This is a genomic window from Corynebacterium sp. 2571A, from assembly GCF_055700935.1.
On the sequence record NZ_JASTTE010000001.1, the window covers coordinates 283,386 to 301,545 of the forward strand.

Consider the following 18,160-nt stretch of genomic DNA (forward strand, 5'->3'; position numbering starts at 1 on the left):
GGTGCTGCCGCGGCCGGGGGCGGGGATCTATGATTGTGGGCATGACTTACGATTTTTCCCGACGCCCCCGCCGTCTCCGTCAGTCGCCTGCGATGCGCGAGATGGTGGCAGAAACTCACCTGCACCCGGCGGATTTCATCCTGCCGATGTTCATCGCGGACGGTATCGATAGCCCGCGGGAAATCCCCTCCATGCCCGGGGTCTACCAGCACACCGAGGACTCCCTGCTGAAGGCCGCCCACGAGGCTCTGGATGCCGGCGTCAAGTGCGTCGACCTCTTCGGCGTCCCGAAGCCCGAGGACAAGGACGCCACCGGCTCCCAGGCCTGGGACCCGGAAGGCATCCTGAACCGCGGCGTGGCCGCCCTGCGCAAGGAATTCGGCGACGACCTGCTCATCATGGCGGATACCTGCCTGGACGAGTTCACCAGCCACGGCCACTGCGGCGTGCTGGATGATGTGGGCCGCGTGGACAACGACGCGACCATCGAGCTCTACCGCGACATGGCCCGCGCCCAGGCCCGCGCCGGCGCGCACATCGTCAGCCCGTCCGGCATGATGGACGGCCAGATCGGCCAGATCCGCGAGGAGCTCGACGAGGCCGGCCACCAGGACGTGGCGATCATGGCCTACTCCGCCAAGTACGCCTCCGCCTTCTTCGGCCCCTTCCGCGACGCGGTCGGCTCCTCCCTGGAGGGCGACCGCCGCACCTACCAGCAGGACCCGGCCAACTTCCGCGAATCCCTGCTGGAGGCCGAGCTCGACATCGACGAGGGCGCCGACTTCGTCATGGTCAAGCCCGCCCTGCCGTACCTGGACGTGCTGTCCGCCATCGCGGAGCGCTCGCCCGTGCCGGTGGCGGCCTACCAGGTCTCCGGCGAGTTCGCGATGATTAAGGCCGCCGGCCAGAACGGCTGGCTGGACGAGCACGCCGTGATGATGGAGGCGCTGACCTCCATCAAGCGCGCCGGCGCCGACCAGATCTTTACCTACTACGCCGTCGAGGCCGCCCGCGCCCTGCGCGGCTAAGACCGCGGCGGGGGAGTACGTCCCCCCGCCGGACATCTCCAGCCCGCCCCGCCCCATCCTCTCACCCGAAAGCACAGGTTTTTAGTGACTGAACCGCACCGCCCGCCCGCTGACCACCACCGGGGGACCAAGGACCCGGCCGGCCAGCCCCGGACCCCGGGCAAGGCCCACCCGCACCGCTCCGAGGAGCCGGGCGGACGCTTCGAGAAGTTCCTGGCCGCCCGCCCGGAGGCGGTCGGGTTGATGCTTCTGACGTGGAGCGTGGCCGTGGCCGGCGAGGCCGTCCACCAAGTGCTCAACGTGGTGATGTCCGTGGTGAACGTGGACGTCATCAAGGCCAACGCCCGGCAGGCGGCCGGCGACCAGCTGGCACAGCTGGAAGCCCTGGGCGAGGGCGCGGTGACCATGGCGACCTTCCTGGCCGTGGGGATCTCGGCGCTGTTTTCAGTCGCCATCCTCGCCCTGCTGATCAGCCTGCTGGTCATGCTGGCCAAGAACACCAAACGCTCCGGGCTGGCGCGCCGCATCTGGTTCGCCTTCTCCCTGTACTTCGGCGTGCGCGTGCTGCTGGTCTTCCTGGCGCGCCCGACGGCCACCGATGTGCCAGACTGGTTGTACGTGGTGGACGGCTCCGTGCAGATCGTGGTCGGGGTCGCCGCCGTGCTGGGCCTCATCTTCAGCCTGCGCAACGAGACCCTGGACTACACCGGGGAGCTGGAGCAGCTGCGCCACATGGAGCAGGAGCTCAAGGAAGAGCAGGAAAAGCGCCGCGAGAAAGCGGAGCAGAAACAGAAGGAAAAGCAGGAAGAAAAGCAGGCCAAAAAGGACCGGAAGACCAAGCAGTGCGAGAAGGAAAACCAGAGCTCATGACCTACGGGACCGAAGGCTATAGCCCCGGACCATTCGACTACAACCGGGCCTCCCGGAAGGATTCGCGCTGGGACGGCACGGTCTGCCCGCCCTCGCTGCGCTGGGCCTACTGGGTCCTGGTGGCCGCCGCGGTGGTCATGCTCACCTCCGGCCTCGTCGCCTTCTTCGGCGGGCAATCCGCCGGGATGCCGGCCGGGGACCAGCTGTTTGTGGCCGTGTCCAACGTGGTCGGCGCGCTGGTCATCTCCGTGGCGGCCGCGCAGCTAAGCGGCGGCAACAAGTGGGCGCGCCGGGTGTGCACCACGGTGGCCGCGCTGTGCATCTTCTTCAACGTCGCCGCCCTGGCCCTCGGCGTGGGCGGGATCGCCCTGCTGCTCATCCCCATCCTCCTGGCCGTGGCGATCCTGTTGATGTTCCGCCCGACCGCCAATGACTTTATCCGGGAGCAGAACTAGCTTTGGCCGGATCCCGCGGATTAGCCGTTCGGCGCAAAGATGAACCATAATGGGGGATTATGATGCGCCGTACCCTGACTGATGCCCCCATCCTCGACGCTGCCTGGGGACGCAGCCCTTCGCGACCCCCGGTTTGGTTCATGCGCCAAGCCGGGCGCTCGCTGCCGGAATACCGGAAGGCGCGGGAGGGAATCGACATGCTCGACTCCTGCTTCATGCCGGAACTACTGGCCGAAATCACCCTGCAGCCGGTCCGCCGCCACGACGTGGACGCAGCCATCCTGTTCTCCGACATCGTGGTCCCGCTCAAGGCCGCGGGCGTGGGCGTGGACATCGTGCCGGGCCGCGGGCCCGTCATGGATCATCCGGTGCGCACGCGCGCCGACATCGACAACCTGCCCATCCTGGACCACGACGTGGAGCAGGTGCAGCAGGGCATTGCCCACATCCTGGAGGAGCTGACCGACTCGCAGGCGCTCATCGGCTTCGTGGGCGCCCCGTTCACCCTGGCCAGCTACCTCATCGAGGGCGGGCCGTCGAAGAACCACGAGCGCACCAAGGCGCTCATGCACGCCGAGCCGGAGACCTGGCACGCGCTCATGCGCCGGATCGTGCCCACGGTGCGGGCTTTCCTGCACACCCAGGTCGAGGCCGGCATCGACGCCATGCAGCTCTTCGACTCCTGGGCGGGCTACCTCAACGAGGCCGACTACCGGGAATTCGTCCTGCCGTATTCGCAGGAGATCCTCGCCGGCGTGGAGGGGATTATCCCGCGCATCCACTTCGGCGTGGGCACCGGCGAGCTACTGCCCGCCATGGCCGAGGCCGGCCCGGAGGTCGTCGGCGTGGACTACCGCGTGGCCATGGACGCGGCGGCGGCCCGCGTGCACGCCGCCCACGGCGCGCACTCCCTGCAGGGCAACCTGGACCCGGCGCTGCTGTTCGCCGGCGACGACGCGGTGCGCGCGGCCGTGCGCCGCATCCGGGACAAAGTCAAAAACGCGCAAGCGGCCGGGCACGCGACCGGCCATATCTGGAACTTAGGCCACGGGGTGCTCCCCACCACCGAGGCAGACGCCATCACTCGCGCCGTGGCCATCATTCACGAGGAAGGCTAGGGATTTTCATGCGCATTGCAATCATCGGCGCCGGGCTGGCTGGGCTGACCGCCGCCTACGAGCTTCGCGGTGAGGACCGCCAGGTCGACGTTTTCGAGGCCGCCGGGCGTATCGGCGGCAAGCTCTACACCGTGCCGTTTAACGACGGGCCCACGGACATGGGCGCGGAGGCGTTCCTGGCACGGCGGGAAGACGCGGTGGAGTTTTTCCACTCGCTGGGCCTGGCCGACCAGCTGGTCACCCCGTCGGGCAAGCGCTCCCTGGTCTATTCGCAGGGCGAGCTGACCACCCTGCCCGCCCCCAGCGTGATGGGCATCCCGGGCAACTCGGAGGTCGTCGCGCACCTGGTCTCGGAGGAGACCTGCCGCAACATCGACAACGAGGAGCCCTTCGAGTGGGAAGTCGGCGGCGATGTCTCCGTGGGCCAGCTGGTGGCCCAGCAGTTCGGCCAGGACCTGGTCGACCGGGTCGTCTCCGCCCTGCTGGGAGGGGTCTACTCCTGCGCGGCCGAGGACCTCGGCCTGCGCGCGACCATCCCGAAGCTGGCCGCCGTGCTGGACGACCAGGCCGCCGCCGGCAAGGTCACCCTGACCGGCGCGGTCGCCGAGTACTTCCAGCGCATGAAGGCCCAGGCGGAGAAGAACCAGCCCGCCGGGGCGGACAAGGACGCTAAGCCGAAGGCGGTCTTCAACACCTTCCGCGGCGGCTACGCGCAGGTCTACGACACGCTGGCGGAAAAGTCCGGCGCGGACATCTACGTCGATAGCTTCATCAGCGCCGTGGAGAAGAAAGACGACGGTTTTTGGCTCACCGGCGGCGGCCAGCCGGCGCAGGAGCCCTACGACCGCGTGGTTATCGCCACCCCGGCGCCGACCACGGCCCGCCTGCTTGCCAAGGTCGCCCCGGCAGCCTCCGAGGCCCTAAGCCCGGTCAAGCTGGCCAGCTCCGTCGTGGTGGGACTGAAATTCGACTCCATCACCGACCCGGAGGGTAACTCGCTGCCGGACAATTCCGGCATCCTGGTCGCCGCGGACCAGCCGGGCGTGCACGCCAAGGCGTTCACGCTGTCTTCTAACAAGTGGCCGCACCTGGCTGAGCGCCTTCACGGCGGGGCCCTGGTGCGCGCCAGCTTCGCCCGCTTCGGCGACGACTCCCTGGTCCGTGCTGAGGAAGACCAGCTGGTGGACTACGCCCTCGACGACTTGCAGTCGATCACGGGCTTCGACGGGCGCGCGGCCGGCGTGGGGGAGATCTTCACCCAGCGCTGGTTCGGCGGCCTGCCGCGCTTCGATGCCACGCACCTGGCCACCGTGGAGGCCGTGCGCGAGCAACTCGCCGACGTCGCGGGCCTGGAGGTCACCGGCGCCTGGGCCGGCGGCGTAGGCGTGCCGGCCGTTATCGCGGATGCCCGCGCGGCCGCCGCCCGCTTGGCCTAAGTTGGGCCAAGCACCGATTTAGTTCACGTCGCGGAAGACGAAAATCGAGGAGAAATCCTTGTTGCCGTGGCCCATGGCCTGCTGCTCCTCGAAGTTGGCGATGGCCGCGGCGACCGCCGGCAGCGGCTTGCGGGAGGTCTGCTCCATCAGCTTGGCGTCCTTGCACAGGGCGTCAACGGTAAAGTCGCCCGGCTCCGGGTTGCGCTCGCCGAGGATGAACGGGGCCTTCATGTTCTTCATGAACGCCAGGCCGGTGATGTCGAGCATCTCCAGAATGACCTCGGGGTTCAGCCCCTCGGACTCGCCCAGGTGCAGGGCCTCGAGCACGCCCTCGGCGGTCACGGCCAGCGCCAGGTTGGCCAGCAGCTTGCCGACCGCAGCGATGGGGGCGGACTCCACGCCGATGAGCTTGTTCTCGCCGGCCCACGGGGTGACCAGGTCCATGACCAGCTCGCGGCGCTCGTCGTCCGGGGTACCCACGTACACGCCCAGCGTGCCCTCGCGGGCCGGGCCCAGGGTGCCCACCACCGGCGCGGCGACGTAGGTCTCCACCGCCGCGGCGAATTCCCGCGCGGCGTCCGGGGAGACCGTCGTGGTATCCACCCAGGGGATCCCCTCCGGGATGAGGTCGGCCTCCACGACGACCTCGCGAATATTGTCCGGCCCGAACAAGGAAGTGAAGACAACCTCCGCGTCAGCCACAGCCTCTTCCGGGCTGGCGGCCAGCTGCGCGCCCTCATCAACGAGCGGCTGCGCCTTCCCAGCAGTGCGGTTCCACACCGTGACCTCGTGGTCCTTCAGCAGGTGGCGGGCCAGCTCCGAGCCCATACGTCCAGTTCCTAGAAATGCAATCTTCATGCCCTCCAGCATGCCAGTTTTAGCGCTCCGCCGTGGGCTGAGGTTTCTTACCGTGAGACTACAAGCATGTGAAGGTGTTTGTCCTTTTGCCGAAAGTCGCCTGCTAGAGGGGGGCCATATGCCGTGCTTTCTAAGTGCGATCCTTCTACGGTTGCAATTTTCCGGTTTATAGAGCGGTGGGGCAAGCCTTGTGTGAAAAAGTTTGGTGTAGGGGTTGCCTATCTTAAAAATACGGAATACCTTTTTGGTATTGGATGAATTTAATAGGAATTCCTCCTGTTGCTCCATCCGATATTTGCTTTCGTCAATCTACTTTCTGGGAAAGGGAGTACCATGAAAAAGGGCTTGCAGATTGCTGCTTCACTCCTGATCTTTTCGTTGCCGACCAGTATGGCTACGGCAGGGGAAAAGACAAAAACGTTGAAACAGTGATGTCTGAAACGGCATTGAAACAAGAGGCTGACTATACTGCTGTATCTCCTGCTTTTGGGCCTGAAGAAGGGGTGCAAGTGCGATCTGCGGAAGGGATTACATCAGCCCCCGGGGCAATGGTGCGCACGTTGGGGTCAATGTTAAAGGCAATGGACTGCACGTTGATAAGGCGCATGTTAACTATTTCACTGGCAGCGAAATTGCCGGATCAAACCCCACTGCGGAGGAATTCGAGCTGACTTGGTATGAGGGAGGTTCTCGGCGGGCTGAGACAAAAGGAACCAGCTCTGGATATCTAGTCGCGTCCCAGACTTGGAACTTCAACAGAAGCATCGATCAAGGGCCAATGTGTGGTCGCGTAAAGATCTCTGGAAACTGGAGCAACTACGCTTGCGTAAATATCAAGCCATAGGGAAAGCAGCGGGACGGAGGAAGGGATTTAAGGATGATTGGAATTGGCCAGATACTGATCATTTCAGTTTTCGCGGTTGTCGCGATAGCTCTACTTGCGTTCCTTATAGTGTTGGGGGGCCAAAGTGCTAAAGGCCCTGAACGTGGTCATCGAGCGCGGTTCTGAGCCTCAGGGAGGTTCTGCGAGCAAGCCCGATAACGGTTAAGGAGAGAAAGAAGGTACTCTGCTGGAGCCACGGTCGAATTAAATCGGCTGTGGCCCTTTTAATCTCCAACCGCAACGACGTGTACGACACCGGTCTCCCCGCTGTCAGTGGCAAACGGCGCCCTTAGCGAGGGCTTTTTCCGTCTAGAGCAGAATGCGCGGCTTGGGAATATTCTTAAGCTACTCATTGGACGGAAGAAATGGCCTAAACTCGTTGTGAGAGGGCTAAGCAGTGGCGAAGTTTGTTTCATAGGTGGGCATCCGAAGAGAGCGTTCCGGTAGAGGAGAAGGCCTTGAAAGCGCAGAGTAGTAAACCTTCAGATTCGGCGATGTTGCGTTCTCCGCGGCTAATCGGCTGGGGGCTGGTCGTAGTTGCTTTTGTTGTTGGGTATCTGATGTGGCTAGTCGGCCGGACATGGTGGTGGCCTTCGGTGATCGTCGCTGGCATTGTTTTGCTGGCCGTCTGCGCGGTTGATTGTTACTTGGCGTTTAAAACCAAGAAATACGACTTGTACGCGGCGGCGCTACTGGCCGTTCTGGCACCGGCAGTTGTTATCAGCATCTCGTTTGGATTCTTTTTCTCCGGTCCGCCGAGCTAGGAACTGAAGTCCAGACTGGAGCTAGAGGTCGGATTAGACGCCAGTAGGCCTCTGTGCGCCAGTTGTGCTAGGACTGGGTGGAGGCTTGCTCACTGCGGGCCCCGGACGAGGGAGCCGTACCCGGGAAGGCGACAAGACGGCCAGAAAGAATCATGGCTTGGTTAATTCTTGTTGTCTCCGGTGCTTTTGAAGCGGTGTGGGCGGTGGCGCTCGACCGCTCGGAGGGGTTTAGCAAACTGGTGCCCACCCTGGTCTTCTTTGTCGCCTGCGCCATTTCCATGGGCGGGCTGGCCTGGGCCCTGAAGACTCTGCCGGTGGGAACCGGCTACGCGGTCTGGGTAGGCGTGGGCGCCGGGCTGACCGTGGTGTATTCCCTCGTGACGGGGCAAGAGCCCTTCTCCGCGCTGAAACTACTGTTCCTGGCGATGATCGTCGGCGGTATCATCGGGCTGAAGGCCATCAGCTAGCTGCTGCCTAGAGGCCCAGAGAACGCTTGACGTCGCGTTCTACCTGCCCCGGCGAAGGGACGTCGGGAGCCGGGATATCGGGGGCCGGGATATCGGGGGAGGGCAGATCCGGTTCGGGGAGATCGGGCACGCGCGGTTTCGGGAGATCGGGGGCGCGGAGTTTTTCCGGCGGGATGTTGGGGATTTTGGGCAGGCCCGGCTCGGAGAAGCTGATCCCGGGCCGCGGTGCTGGTCGGGGCGGGGCGCCGGCCGGTCCGCCGGGCCCGCGCTGGTGGCGTGAGTGCGGCGCGGCGGGGGTGCCCGGGCGCTGCTTAGTGGAGGAGTCCTCGGGGCGGTCGGGCTCTGTGGGGCCGGTGGGGGTCTCGGCACCGTCGGCCGCGGCGGCATCGTGAGCGCCGGGCAGCTGCGGCGCGCGTACCGGGGAGACCTCCCCGCCGAGGGTTGTCGCCTCGGGCGCGTTGGAAGTGGACCCGCTGAGGGCGGAGTCGGAGCCCGGCGACCAGGGGCGCGGGCTGGAGTCCGACTCCAAGGCGCGGCGGGCTTCCTCCGGCGCGGGTTCGGTGGTCTGGCAGGCGGAAAGGCAAAGGGTAGCGGCAATGGCAAAGGCGGCTGTGTGAAAGCGCGGCAGCATGAAAGATTCCCCCGAATGTTTCTCGATAGCTTCGTGTGCGTAGTCGGTGATTCAGTGCGTTGGCTGAGCGTGCTGTGTGCGTGTGCTTTCCCCGAGTAGGTGGCCGGTCCGGGCCACCTAGTTCGCTCCAGCCGCCACCCTAGCGCAGGGCGGCGGAGCACGCAGGGCGGGTGCGGGCGGCTACAACTTTTGTATAGCGCGAAAACCCGTAGAATGTGGGCTATGCCTACTTCTAGCGCCATGACAACGTCCAAGTCCGCCGAGCTTTTCGCACGAGCGGAGAAAGCGATCCCCGGCGGGGTGGATTCCCCGGTCCGGGCGTACGGTTCCGTCGGCGGGCAGGCCCGCGCTATTGCGCAGGGCAAGGGCTCGCAGCTGTGGGACGTGGACGGCAACACCTACGTGGACCTGGTCAGCTCCTACGGGCCGATGATCCACGGCAACGCGCATCCGAAGATCGTAGAAGCCGTGCAGTACGCGGTGGAAAAGGGCCTGAGCTTCGGCGCGACCGCTGAGGCCGAGGTGCAGCTGGCCGAGACCATCGTGGGCCGCACCGCCGTTGACAAGGTGCGCCTGGTCAACTCCGGCACGGAGGCCACCATGTCCGCGGTGCGCCTGGCCCGCGGTTTCACCGGCCGCCCGAAGGTCTTAAAGTTCGAGGGCTGCTACCACGGCCACGTGGACGCCTTGCTGGCCGCGGCCGGCTCCGGCGTCGCGACGCTGGGGCTGCCCGATAGCCCGGGCGTGACCGGCGCGCAGGCCCAGGACACCATCGTCGTGCCCTACAACGACCTGGAGGCCGTCCGTCAGGCCTTCGCCGAGAACCCCGGCCAGATCGCCTGCATCATCGCCGAGGCCGCGGCGGGCAACATGGGCACCGTCGCCCCAGACGAGGGCTACAACGCCGCGCTCAAGGAGATCGCGCACGCCGATGGCGCGCTGCTCATCCTGGACGAGGTCATGACGGGCTTCCGCACCTCCCACCAGGGCTGGTACGGCGTCGACCACGTCGCCGGCGACCTGGTGACCTTCGGCAAGGTGGTCTCCGGCGGGCTGCCCGCCGCAGCCTTTGGCGGCCGCGCCGACGTGATGGACTACCTCGCCCCGGTCGGGCCGGTCTACCAGGCCGGCACGCTGTCCGGTAACCCGGTGGCCATGGCCGCGGGCCTGGCCTCGCTGGAGCTGGCGGACGAGGAGCTCTACCCGCGCCTGCAGCAGCAGGCCGACCGCCTGGAAAAGCTCATCCACCGCGCCCTGGAGCGCGAGGGCGTGGCCCACCACGTCCAGCGCGCCGAGTCGATGCTCTCCATCCGCTTCGCCGAAGGCGAGGGTCGCAACTTCGCCGACATGCAAGCGGCCGAGACCTGGCGTTTCACCCCCTTCTTCCACGCCTTGCTGGAAGGCGGCGTCATGGTTCCGCCGAGTGCTTTCGAGACCTGGTTTGTATCTGACGCGCTTAGCGACAATGATTTCGAGAGGATTGAAAACGCACTTGCCACGGCAGCGAAGGCCGCTGCCGCCGCAACAAAGGAGAACTAGTGACTGCCACCATCGTCCACCTGGTCCGCCACGGCGAGGTCTACAACCCGGGCAAGATCCTCTACGGCCGAATTCCGGGCTATCACCTGTCGTCCCGCGGGCACTCCATGGCGGCGCGCACGGCCGAGGTCTTCCGCGGCCACGACGTGACCTACCTGGCGGCCTCGCCGCTGCAGCGCACCCAGGAAACCGCCCAGCCCATCTCCAAGGTCACCGGCCTGGACGTGGAACTGGACAAGACCATCATCGAGTCGGGCAACCGCTTCGAGGGCCTGCGGACCAAGGGCCTGCGCTCCCAGCTGTGGAACCCGCGCCGCTGGCCGCTGATGCGCAACCCGCTCGAGCCGTCCTGGGGCGAGCCTTTCACCCAGATCGCGGACCGGATGATGAACGCGGTCGAGCGCGCCCGCGACAAGGCCGCCGGCCACGAGGCGGTGCTGGTCTCCCACCAGCTGCCCATCGTGATGGTCCAGCGCACCGTGCTGGGCCTGCGCCTGCCGCACGCCCCGTGGGCGCGGGAATGCGATCTGGCGTCCGTGACCTCCCTGGTCTTCCAGGACGATGAGATCACCGATATCTATTACTCGTCCCCGGCCCACCAGATCTAGCCTTCTGGCCTCGTCTTTAAGTCCTTTCGCCGCCCGGTTATTAATTCAACGGTCTGTTTTCCCGGCCTAGATTTTTTCAGGTGTATATGTCTTCCAAGTTTGTTGCCGCCGCTGCCGCGCTGACCGCGGCGGCGCTGACCCTGTCCGCCTGCCAGCAGTCGGAGGAAAACTCCAAGAACGCCGTCGCCACGGGGGAGACCTTCGAGTTCATCACCCCGGGCGGGCAGACGGAGATCCGCTACGCGCCCGAGGAGCGCAAGCCGCTGCAGGAGTTCAGCGGCGAGGACCTGATGAACGAGGGGGAGACCATCTCCCTGTCGGACTTCGACGACCAGATCGTGGTGCTCAACTCCTGGGGCCAGTGGTGCGCGCCGTGCCGCTCCGAGTCGGACGACCTGCAGCGGGTGCACGAAAAACTCCAGGAAGACGAGGCCGGCACCGTCTTCGGCATCAACGTGCGCGACTACAACCCGCAGATTTCGCGCGACTTCAAAGAAGACAACGGCCTGGAGTACCCGTCCATCTATGACCCGCCGTTCAAGACGGCGGCGGCGCTGGGTGGCGTGCCCACCGCGGTCGTGCCCACCACCATCGTGCTGGACAAGCAGCACCGCCCGGCCGCCGTTTTCCTGCGCGAGATCACGGACCAAGACCTGCTGGAGGTCGTCGAGGAACTAGAGCAGGAGTCCGCCTAGCGTATGGACGCACAGCTTTTCTTGGCCCAGTCGGGGCTGGGGCAGACCTTCGCGGACACCGCCGCGGCCGGGCCCATCCTGTTAGGGATCATCGCCGCGGCCGCCGCCGGCCTGGTCTCCTTCGCCTCCCCGTGTGTGGTCCCGCTGGTGCCCGGGTATATCTCCTACCTGGCCAGCGTGGTCGGCGGGGAAGTAACTTACGATGCCGAGTACGGCGCCCGCGTGGGCAAGCGCCGCCAGTGGGCGGTGGTCGGCGCGGCGCTGCTGTTTATCCTCGGCTTCACCGTGGTCTTCGTGCTGGCGACGGTCTCCGTCTTCGGCGCGATCTCGGTGCTGACCTTAAACGCTGACACGCTCATGCGTGTTGGCGGCGTGGTCACCATCCTCATGGGCGTGGTGTTCATGGGGCTGGTGCCCGCGCTGCAAAAAGACACCCGCCTGTCGCCCAAGCGCTGGACTACCTGGCTGGGCGCGCCGCTTTTGGGCGGCGTCTTCGCCCTGGGCTGGACCCCGTGCCTGGGCCCGACCCTGGCCGCTATTATCTCCGTGTCCGCGGGCACCGAGGGGATGACGGCGCTGCGCGGCACCATCCTCATCATCGGCTACTGCCTCGGCCTGGGCCTGCCCTTCCTGCTCGTGGCGCTGGGCTCGGCCCGGGCCATGCGCACGATTTCCTGGCTGGGCAAGCACTCGCGTACCGTGCAGGTAATTGGTGGCGTGGCCATGATCCTGGTGGGCCTGGCGCTGCTGACGGGCCTCTGGGGAGAATTCATCAACTGGATCCGGCAGTGGACCGTGGAATACGGCGCGACCCTCATTTAGTTAAGGAGCATTCGTGAAACAGATCGGCACCTGGCTCAAGCGGGGCTGGAACTGGCTGACCAGTATGCGCACCGCCTTGGCGCTGCTGTTTTTGCTGGCGGTCGCCGCGATCCCCGGCTCCCTGCTGCCGCAGCGCGACCTCAACGAGGCCAACGTCAACGAGTTCATTGAGACCAACGGCACCATCGCCGAGATCTACGACAAGCTGCAGCTTTTCGACGTCTTCTCCTCCACGTGGTTCATCGCCATCTTCGTGCTGCTGACCATCTCGCTCATCGGCTGCATCCTGCCGCGCTCGTGGGATCACTACAAGGCGTGGAAGACCCAGCCGACCCGCCCGCCCAAGTTCCTGACCCGCATGCCGCTGCACGCCGAGGGCACTTCGGAGCGCGGCATCGAGGAGCTCAGCGACAAGACCCAGGCGATGTTCAAGCGCTGGCGCGTGGCCCGCTACGAGCCGGGCGAGGATCGCGCCGGGGCGCTGTCTTTTTCCGCCGAGCGCGGCTACTCCCGCGAGCTGGCTAACCTGATTTTCCACGTCGCGCTCGTGGCCATGCTGGTTACCATCGCCGTGGGCCGGATGGTCTACTACGAGGGCCAGGTCATCGTGGTCACCGAGTCCGGCAAGCACGTTTCTGCCTCCGATGCCGAGCAGTCCACCGAGTTCTGCAACACCTCGACGTCGAATTACGACTCCTTCCGCGCCGGCCCGCTCTTCGACGGCACGGGCCTGCACCCCTTCTGCCTGGTCGCCCACGACTTCACCGCGGACTACCTGCCGAACGGGCAGGCGGAGATGTTTACCTCGAACGTCTCCTACGCCGAGGGCGAGGACATCTACGCCAGCGAGGATAAGTGGGACGACTACGAGCTCAAGGTCAACCACCCGCTGCGCCTGGCCAATAACCGCGTCTACCTGCAGGGCCACGGCTTCGCGCCCACCGTGACGGTGGAGTGGCCGGACGGGGAAAAGCGCACGCAGACCATGCAGTTCCGCCCGGACGATCTGACCAACTTCCTGTCCTCGGGCGCCATGCGCTTCGACCCGCCGGCCGGCATGTACCCGGACCTCTATGAGCGCCGCCAGAACCAGCTGGCCATCCAGGGGCTGTTCGCGCCGACGGCCAGCTGGTCCGGCGAGAACGGCGAGCTATTGTCCTCGTCCTTCCCGTCCATGATGGACCCGGCGCTGGCTATCGACATCTACCGCGGCGACGCGGGCCTGGACACCGGCACGGCGCAGTCCATCTTCTCCCTGGACTCGACGCTGATGCACTCGGGTGCGCTACAGAAGCTGGAGCGCGTCAACCTGGGGATGGGCGAGTCGGTCACGCTCGACGACGGCACCAAGGTCACCTTCGACGGCGCTAACGAATTCGCCAACTACCAGGTCTCCTACGACCCGATGCAGTTCTGGGTGCTCGTCTCCGCACTGGTCATGCTGGCCTCCCTGGTCGGCTCGCTGGTCATCAAGCGCCGCCGCGTCTGGGTGCGCCTGCGTCAGAACGCCGACGGCACGACTTCCATTGAGATGGCGGGCCTGTCGCGCACGGACCGGGCCGGCTGGTCGGAAGAGTTCCACGTGCTCTACCGTGAGCTGCTGGAGCTGCCCGATCCGGAGGAGACGGAAGAGGAGGAGCTCTTCGAATTCGAAGACAAATAATCCTGTCAATCTAAAGTTGGATTCCCGTGCTGGCCAGGGGTAGTCTAATCTGCGAACGCAATCTGTCAGAGTAGGTGTGTATGCCGGTCGATCAGAACCTGTCGAACTTTTCGGACATCGCGGTACAGACCGCGTTTGTCGTCTATATCGTCGCCCTTTTCATGTCCCTGGTGTACTACGGGCGCATGAAGAGCCTCTTGGAGACCCGCCGCGCGGCTCAGAAAGGTGTGGCGCAGGGCCGCAAGGAAAACAAGGAGCTCGCCGCGGTGGGCGCCGGGTCTAGCGACGCCGCCGCCACCCCCGTCGGGGCGTCGGGCGCCGAGCCCGCCCCGACTGCGGACGAGGTCGCGCACCGCGAGCGCCGCGCCGACAAGATCGGCAACATGACCCAGTCGCTCATCTGGGTGGCCGTGGTCCTGCACCTGGTGGCGATTATCCTGCGCGGCCTGGCCACCGGCCGTTTCCCGTTTGGCAACCTCTACGAGTACGTGCTGATGGTCACCGCCGGCACCATGGTGGTCGCCGCTGTTTCCCTGCAGCGCAAGCAGTGGCGCCCGCTGTGGCCGTGGCTGCTGACCCCGATGTTGGCCCTGCTGTTCTACGGCTCTACCAAGCTGTACGCGGAGTCCGCCCCGGTCGTCCCGGCGCTGCAGTCGCACTGGCTGCCCATCCACGTCACCACGGTCTCCGTGGGCGCGTCCATCGGTATTGTCTCCGGCATCGCCTCGATTTTGTACCTGCTGCGCCGCGCGCAGCCCAAGGGCCAGGAGCATGGCTTCCTGGGCACCATCGCGATGATTTTGCCCTCGGCGAAGAAGCTGGACCAGCTGGCCTACCGCCTGGCGGTTATCACCCTGCCCACCCTGGGGTTAGGCATTGTCCTGGGCGCAATCTGGGCGGAGTCCGCGTGGGGCCGTTACTGGGGCTGGGACCCGAAGGAGACCGTCTCCTTTGCCACCTGGATTCTCTACGCGGCCTACCTGCACATGCGCGCGACCCCCTCGGTCCGCAAGTTCGCGCCGTGGGTCAACATCCTGGCGTTGGCCACCATGATCTTCAACCTGTTCTTCATTAACATGGTGGTCTCTGGCCTGCACTCGTACGCGGGCCTGAACTAGCCGCGAGCTTCCGACTAGCTCACTCCCACTAGCTCACTACTGCCGCGATTGGTGGCGGGAGGTCTACCGAATGGAAAACCGCACTCGTAACAAGCCCGGCAAGCCGGCCGGGGACAACCCGCAGCTGCTGCACTTGGGCGAGTACCTGGCCCGGTGCCGCCGGGAGCGCGGCATCCTGCAGCAACAGCTCGCCGATAACGCGGGCGTGTCCCGCTCGACGCTGCACACCATCGAGCACGGCGGCACGGGCGTGCGGTGGGAAAAGGTCGCGGCCGTGGCCCAGGCGCTGGGCCTGGAGCTCACGTTCAAAGACCAGTCCGAGTAGCCCGGGCCCACACCGGGCCTATATGGGTCTTAGGCCTCGTCCTGCGGGGGCTGCTGCCGGCGCTGGCGTTCCTGCTGGCGGCGCTGCTCGGCCTCCCGAGCCTCCCGCGCGCGGCGCTCCTTGAAGCGCTGCTTCTCAATGTTCCACAGGAACTCTTCGTCATCATCCGGGCCCTTGATTTGCTTGGGGCTTGGGGCGCGGTTATCCGCCTGGATTTCGGAGCGCTTGCCCCACGTGCCGGGGCCGAAGGCCTTCCAGACTAGGATGACGGCGGCAACGATGAGGAGGAGAAGGATGAGGCGTCCCATGCCCTCCATAGTACTTAACCAAAAATTAACCGACTAGCTTAGGCGAAGGTAAAATGTCTGACGTGTCAGCCCACGATAACGAAGCCCAGAATCGCCCCGCGGCGGCCCCGGAACCGACCCCGGAATCGACTCCTCAGTCGGCCCCGGCTCACGATGCCACCCCGGCCACCCCGGCCGGCGCCGCCCGTCCTGCCGGCCAGGCGGGTGCGGCCCAGCCTGCCGATGCGGCCACTGCTGGCGCGGGGGAGCTGGGCGAGCACGAGCCGCCCAAGCCCGACCCGGAGCTGCGCTCTGCCTCGCGCAAGGCGATGGCCAAGTACGGTCTGGCCCGCCTGGTTCTCTTCCTGGTCCTGACGGTGGTCATCCAGGGCCTGGCTATGCTCATTGGCGCCCCGGTGCCGTTGATCTTCTCCGCGCTGTTGGCCCTGTTCCTGGCGCTGCCGCTGTCGATGCTCATCTTCACCAAGTGGCGGCTGGAGGCCACGAATTCGCTGGCCGAGTACTCCCGCCAGCGCAAGGCCCACAAGGCCTGGGTCCAGCGCGAGCTGGCCGGCCGTAACTAGCGGCCGAAGAGGAAGGCTATCACCAGCATCACCGGCAGTGCGGCGAAGGTGGTCAGGAAGACGACGTCGCGGGCAACGGTCTGGCCGCGTTGGAAGGTGGCCGCGTAGTTGTAGACCTGCTGGGCCGTGGGCAGCGCGCAGAGAATAACGGCGGCGTAGGTGGCGTCGGCGCTCAGGCCGAAGATGCTCGCCAGGCCGAAGGCCGCCAGCGGCATGCCCACCAGTTTCAGGAGCGTCGCCGTCGCGGTGGGGCGGCGCGCGGAGGGATCAGAAAGCACCCCGGAGGTCTTCAGGGAGGCGCCGAAGCTCATCAGGATCATGGGGATGGACGCCCCGCCCAGCAGGCCGATGGGCTCCATGATGGGCGCGGGGATTTCCCAGCCGCGCCAGGCCACGATAAAGCCCAGGAAGCTGGCCACCACCATGGGGGAGAGCAGCCCGGTCTTGATCCCGCCCAGCAGGGACTTGCCGCCGAGTGCGCCCAGGATGAGCGGGGTGAACAAGACCATCTGGATAAAGACGACGGGGATGGCGTACGTGGAATCGCCCAGCACGTAGGTGCTCACCGGCAGGCCGATGTTGACGGAGTTGAAGTAGCTGGCCGCGGCCGCGCCGGAGGCGATATCCGGCAGGGACTGGCGGAAGTGCAGGGCCGCGTAGACGGCGGCGACCACCACGGTCGCCCCGATGACTACCAGGATGACCGGGGAGAAGACCACCCCGGGATCCGAGCGCGCCACGGAGTGGAAGAGCAGAGCCGGGGTCGCGGCGTAGAAGGCCACCCGGTTGAACATCAGGCGCTCGCGGTCGGAGCCGATGACCCCGCGCACGGCGAGCACCCAGCCGACGAAGATGACGGCCAGGATGATGGCGAACCCGGTGATAACTCCTAGCATCTAGCGCACCTTTCCTGCAGTCGGTGTTTGTTGCCTAGACGATGACCAGCGCGATGGCCACGACCACGGCCCAGATGAGCATGGCCCGGCCGGCCATGCCGAGGACTGGGATGAGCTGCCGGCCCTGGGCGCCGCGGTTGACGGTGCGCACCGCGCCGAGCGCGAACGGGAAGTAGACCAGGCCCAGCAGTGCCAGCCAGGAGTCGAAGGCGATGCCGATGGTCAGCAGTACCGGCAACAACAGGAGCACGGTAAACAGCAGGCGGGCGCGCTCGTTGCCCAGGGTGACGGCCAAGGTGATCTTGCCGGTGGCGGCGTCCGAGGGGATGTCCCGGATGTTGTTGGCCAGGTTGACCGCGGAGCTCATCGCGCCGATGCCCACGGCCAGGGCGAGGCCGGTCCAGGAGATGCGGCCGGCCTGGGTGAACTCGGTGCCCAGCACGGCCACCAGCCCGAAGAAGACGAAGACGGCGACCTCGCCGAGTCCGCGGTAACCGTAGGGGTTTTTGCCGCCGGTATAAAACCACGCGCCGGCGATGCACAGCGCGCCGACGAGGATGAACCACCAGGCGCCTGCCCACAGGGACAGGATGATGCCGGCGGCACCGGCCACGGCGAAGCAGCCGAAGGCGGCAAACTTGACGTGGGCGGGCTTAGCGAGCCCGCCGCCGGTGAGCCGCTGCGGGCCGGAACGGTCATCGTCGGTGCCACGGATGCCGTCGGAATAGTCGTTGGCAAAGTTGACGCCGATGATGAGCGCCCAGGCCACGACGAGCGCGAGCAGGGCCCGCCCGAGGTGGGCCTGCCCCAGCGAGGCCGCCGCGCCGGTGCCGGCGACGACCGGGGCGAAAGCGTTGGCCCAGGTGTGCGGCCGGGCCCCTTCAATCCAATCCGCGCGGGTGGCGGAGTACTTCTTTCCAGCAGCTGACATACCGCCCATTGTGCCACGCGCTCGGTTAGCGCTTTAACCAACTACCGTCCCGGAGCCAGCCGGAATCCCCACCGCCCCTCCCGAAAGTGCTAGTTCCGACCCGTCGAAGTTAACTTCCCACTTAACTTCCCACTTAACTTCCCACAGTGTTATGTTAAGCGGGAAGTTGAGTGGGAAGCTGG

Annotated in this window: 21 protein-coding genes and 1 riboswitch; of the genes, 16 read left to right on the forward strand and 5 right to left on the reverse strand. The window is 65.9% G+C overall.

The genetic code is table 11. The features are described 5' to 3' along the window. Positions 1-41: 41 nt before the first annotated feature. The 5 genes from hemB to QQS53_RS01430 all read left to right on the forward strand — a co-directional run bounded on the left by hemB (position 42) and on the right by QQS53_RS01430 (position 4,907). Positions 42-1,028: a porphobilinogen synthase gene (gene hemB, locus QQS53_RS01410; protein ID WP_472774196.1), complete on the forward strand. Its 987-nt coding sequence runs from the start codon at positions 42-44 to the stop codon at positions 1,026-1,028. Between the two features lie 84 nt (positions 1,029-1,112). Further along, entirely contained in the window at positions 1,113-1,898 is a 786-nt protein-coding gene (locus tag QQS53_RS01415) for a hypothetical protein (protein ID WP_472774197.1), read from the forward strand. Continuing rightward, a complete protein-coding gene (locus QQS53_RS01420) occupies positions 1,895-2,353 on the forward strand; it encodes a tellurium resistance protein TerC (RefSeq protein ID WP_472774198.1) in 459 nt (152 codons plus the stop codon). Before QQS53_RS01415 ends, QQS53_RS01420 begins: the two co-directional genes overlap by 4 nt. A gap of 59 nt (positions 2,354-2,412) precedes the next feature. After that, positions 2,413-3,471 (forward strand): uroporphyrinogen decarboxylase, encoded by a 1,059-nt coding sequence (hemE, locus tag QQS53_RS01425; protein ID WP_472774199.1) that lies wholly within the window; start codon positions 2,413-2,415, stop codon positions 3,469-3,471. Between the two features lie 8 nt (positions 3,472-3,479). After that, entirely contained in the window at positions 3,480-4,907 is a 1,428-nt protein-coding gene (locus QQS53_RS01430; protein WP_472774200.1) for a protoporphyrinogen oxidase, read from the forward strand. 18 nt (positions 4,908-4,925) lie between these two features. Here QQS53_RS01430 and QQS53_RS01435 read toward each other — a convergent pair whose 3' ends face one another. Next, positions 4,926-5,777: an NAD(P)-dependent oxidoreductase gene (locus tag QQS53_RS01435; RefSeq protein WP_472774201.1), complete on the reverse strand. Its 852-nt coding sequence runs from the start codon at positions 5,775-5,777 to the stop codon at positions 4,926-4,928. Between the two features lie 242 nt (positions 5,778-6,019). Here QQS53_RS01435 and QQS53_RS01440 point away from each other — a divergent pair, with 242 nt between their 5' ends. The 3 genes from QQS53_RS01440 (at position 6,020) to QQS53_RS01450 (ending at position 7,879) form a co-directional block, all read left to right on the forward strand. Next, a complete protein-coding gene (locus QQS53_RS01440; RefSeq protein WP_472774202.1) occupies positions 6,020-6,436 on the forward strand; it encodes a hypothetical protein in 417 nt (138 codons plus the stop codon). A 670-nt stretch (positions 6,437-7,106) separates the two neighbouring features. Continuing rightward, positions 7,107-7,412 (forward strand): hypothetical protein, encoded by a 306-nt coding sequence (locus tag QQS53_RS01445; RefSeq protein ID WP_472774203.1) that lies wholly within the window; start codon positions 7,107-7,109, stop codon positions 7,410-7,412. Between the two features lie 79 nt (positions 7,413-7,491). Continuing rightward, positions 7,492-7,557, forward strand: a riboswitch (guanidine-III (ykkC-III) riboswitch). Positions 7,558-7,564: 7 nt separating this feature from the next. Next, positions 7,565-7,879 carry a DMT family transporter gene (locus QQS53_RS01450; RefSeq protein ID WP_472774204.1) on the forward strand — a complete coding sequence of 105 codons (315 nt, stop codon included), beginning with the start codon at positions 7,565-7,567 and terminating at the stop codon, positions 7,877-7,879. Between the two features lie 7 nt (positions 7,880-7,886). Here the strand turns inward: QQS53_RS01450 and QQS53_RS01455 are convergent, their stop codons facing one another. Beyond that, entirely contained in the window at positions 7,887-8,510 is a 624-nt protein-coding gene (locus tag QQS53_RS01455) for a hypothetical protein (RefSeq protein WP_472774205.1), read from the reverse strand. Positions 8,511-8,723: 213 nt separating this feature from the next. On the opposite strand from QQS53_RS01455, the gene hemL reads away from it, so the two are divergent. The 7 genes from hemL to QQS53_RS01490 all read left to right on the forward strand — a co-directional run bounded on the left by hemL (position 8,724) and on the right by QQS53_RS01490 (position 15,280). Beyond that, the gene (gene hemL, locus QQS53_RS01460; RefSeq protein ID WP_472774206.1) at positions 8,724-10,049 is read left to right on the forward strand and encodes a glutamate-1-semialdehyde 2,1-aminomutase; all 1,326 of its coding nucleotides are present in this window, start codon (positions 8,724-8,726) and stop codon (positions 10,047-10,049) included. Beyond that, positions 10,049-10,657, forward strand: coding sequence for a histidine phosphatase family protein (locus QQS53_RS01465; protein ID WP_290224551.1), 609 nt, complete (start codon positions 10,049-10,051; stop codon positions 10,655-10,657). The genes hemL and QQS53_RS01465 overlap by 1 nt, the downstream gene beginning before the upstream one ends. A gap of 86 nt (positions 10,658-10,743) precedes the next feature. After that, positions 10,744-11,352, forward strand: coding sequence for a TlpA disulfide reductase family protein (locus tag QQS53_RS01470; protein ID WP_472774207.1), 609 nt, complete (start codon positions 10,744-10,746; stop codon positions 11,350-11,352). Positions 11,353-11,355: 3 nt separating this feature from the next. After that, entirely contained in the window at positions 11,356-12,174 is an 819-nt protein-coding gene (locus QQS53_RS01475; protein WP_472774208.1) for a cytochrome c biogenesis CcdA family protein, read from the forward strand. 64 nt (positions 12,175-12,238) lie between these two features. Beyond that, a complete protein-coding gene (locus tag QQS53_RS01480) occupies positions 12,239-13,837 on the forward strand; it encodes a cytochrome c biogenesis protein ResB (protein WP_472774502.1) in 1,599 nt (532 codons plus the stop codon). Positions 13,838-13,917: 80 nt separating this feature from the next. Continuing rightward, positions 13,918-14,955 (forward strand): c-type cytochrome biogenesis protein CcsB, encoded by a 1,038-nt coding sequence (gene ccsB, locus QQS53_RS01485; RefSeq protein ID WP_472774209.1) that lies wholly within the window; start codon positions 13,918-13,920, stop codon positions 14,953-14,955. Positions 14,956-15,025: 70 nt separating this feature from the next. After that, on the forward strand, positions 15,026-15,280 hold the full coding sequence (locus QQS53_RS01490) for a helix-turn-helix domain-containing protein (RefSeq protein WP_472774210.1): 255 nt from the start codon (positions 15,026-15,028) through the stop codon (positions 15,278-15,280). A gap of 29 nt (positions 15,281-15,309) precedes the next feature. Here QQS53_RS01490 and QQS53_RS01495 read toward each other — a convergent pair whose 3' ends face one another. Further along, positions 15,310-15,588 carry a hypothetical protein gene (locus tag QQS53_RS01495; protein WP_472774211.1) on the reverse strand — a complete coding sequence of 93 codons (279 nt, stop codon included), beginning with the start codon at positions 15,586-15,588 and terminating at the stop codon, positions 15,310-15,312. 308 nt (positions 15,589-15,896) lie between these two features. On the opposite strand from QQS53_RS01495, the gene QQS53_RS01500 reads away from it, so the two are divergent. Continuing rightward, positions 15,897-16,151: a DUF4229 domain-containing protein gene (locus tag QQS53_RS01500; protein ID WP_472772549.1), complete on the forward strand. Its 255-nt coding sequence runs from the start codon at positions 15,897-15,899 to the stop codon at positions 16,149-16,151. Here the strand turns inward: QQS53_RS01500 and QQS53_RS01505 are convergent. Together QQS53_RS01505 and QQS53_RS01510 are read right to left on the reverse strand one after the other, a co-directional pair. Then, complete coding sequence (locus tag QQS53_RS01505) at positions 16,148-17,047, reverse strand: AEC family transporter (protein WP_290224564.1); 900 nt, start codon at positions 17,045-17,047, stop codon at positions 16,148-16,150. The two genes, QQS53_RS01500 and QQS53_RS01505, sit on opposite strands and share 4 nt — an antisense overlap. Before the next feature lie 34 nt (positions 17,048-17,081). After that, a complete protein-coding gene (locus QQS53_RS01510) occupies positions 17,082-17,978 on the reverse strand; it encodes a 1,4-dihydroxy-2-naphthoate polyprenyltransferase (RefSeq protein WP_472774212.1) in 897 nt (298 codons plus the stop codon). Positions 17,979-18,160 lie beyond the last annotated feature (182 nt).

Coding starts and splice junctions, on each gene's coding strand:
- QQS53_RS01420 (WP_472774198.1), top strand. CDS start 1,895: ATGACCTACGGGACCGAAGGCTATAGCCCCGGACCATTCGACTACAAC.
- QQS53_RS01505 (WP_290224564.1), bottom strand. CDS start 17,047: ATGCTAGGAGTTATCACCGGGTTCGCCATCATCCTGGCCGTCATCTTC.
- QQS53_RS01480 (WP_472774502.1), top strand. CDS start 12,239: ATGCGCACCGCCTTGGCGCTGCTGTTTTTGCTGGCGGTCGCCGCGATC.
- QQS53_RS01455 (WP_472774205.1), bottom strand. CDS start 8,510: ATGCTGCCGCGCTTTCACACAGCCGCCTTTGCCATTGCCGCTACCCTT.
- hemB (WP_472774196.1), top strand. CDS start 42: ATGACTTACGATTTTTCCCGACGCCCCCGCCGTCTCCGTCAGTCGCCT.
- QQS53_RS01475 (WP_472774208.1), top strand. CDS start 11,356: ATGGACGCACAGCTTTTCTTGGCCCAGTCGGGGCTGGGGCAGACCTTC.
- hemE (WP_472774199.1), top strand. CDS start 2,413: ATGATGCGCCGTACCCTGACTGATGCCCCCATCCTCGACGCTGCCTGG.
- ccsB (WP_472774209.1), top strand. CDS start 13,918: ATGCCGGTCGATCAGAACCTGTCGAACTTTTCGGACATCGCGGTACAG.
- QQS53_RS01430 (WP_472774200.1), top strand. CDS start 3,480: ATGCGCATTGCAATCATCGGCGCCGGGCTGGCTGGGCTGACCGCCGCC.
- QQS53_RS01495 (WP_472774211.1), bottom strand. CDS start 15,588: ATGGGACGCCTCATCCTTCTCCTCCTCATCGTTGCCGCCGTCATCCTA.
- QQS53_RS01470 (WP_472774207.1), top strand. CDS start 10,744: ATGTCTTCCAAGTTTGTTGCCGCCGCTGCCGCGCTGACCGCGGCGGCG.
- hemL (WP_472774206.1), top strand. CDS start 8,724: ATGTGGGCTATGCCTACTTCTAGCGCCATGACAACGTCCAAGTCCGCC.
- QQS53_RS01450 (WP_472774204.1), top strand. CDS start 7,565: ATGGCTTGGTTAATTCTTGTTGTCTCCGGTGCTTTTGAAGCGGTGTGG.
- QQS53_RS01440 (WP_472774202.1), top strand. CDS start 6,020: ATGAATTTAATAGGAATTCCTCCTGTTGCTCCATCCGATATTTGCTTT.
- QQS53_RS01490 (WP_472774210.1), top strand. CDS start 15,026: ATGGAAAACCGCACTCGTAACAAGCCCGGCAAGCCGGCCGGGGACAAC.
- QQS53_RS01435 (WP_472774201.1), bottom strand. CDS start 5,777: ATGCTGGAGGGCATGAAGATTGCATTTCTAGGAACTGGACGTATGGGC.
- QQS53_RS01500 (WP_472772549.1), top strand. CDS start 15,897: ATGGCCAAGTACGGTCTGGCCCGCCTGGTTCTCTTCCTGGTCCTGACG.
- QQS53_RS01510 (WP_472774212.1), bottom strand. CDS start 17,978: ATGTCAGCTGCTGGAAAGAAGTACTCCGCCACCCGCGCGGATTGGATT.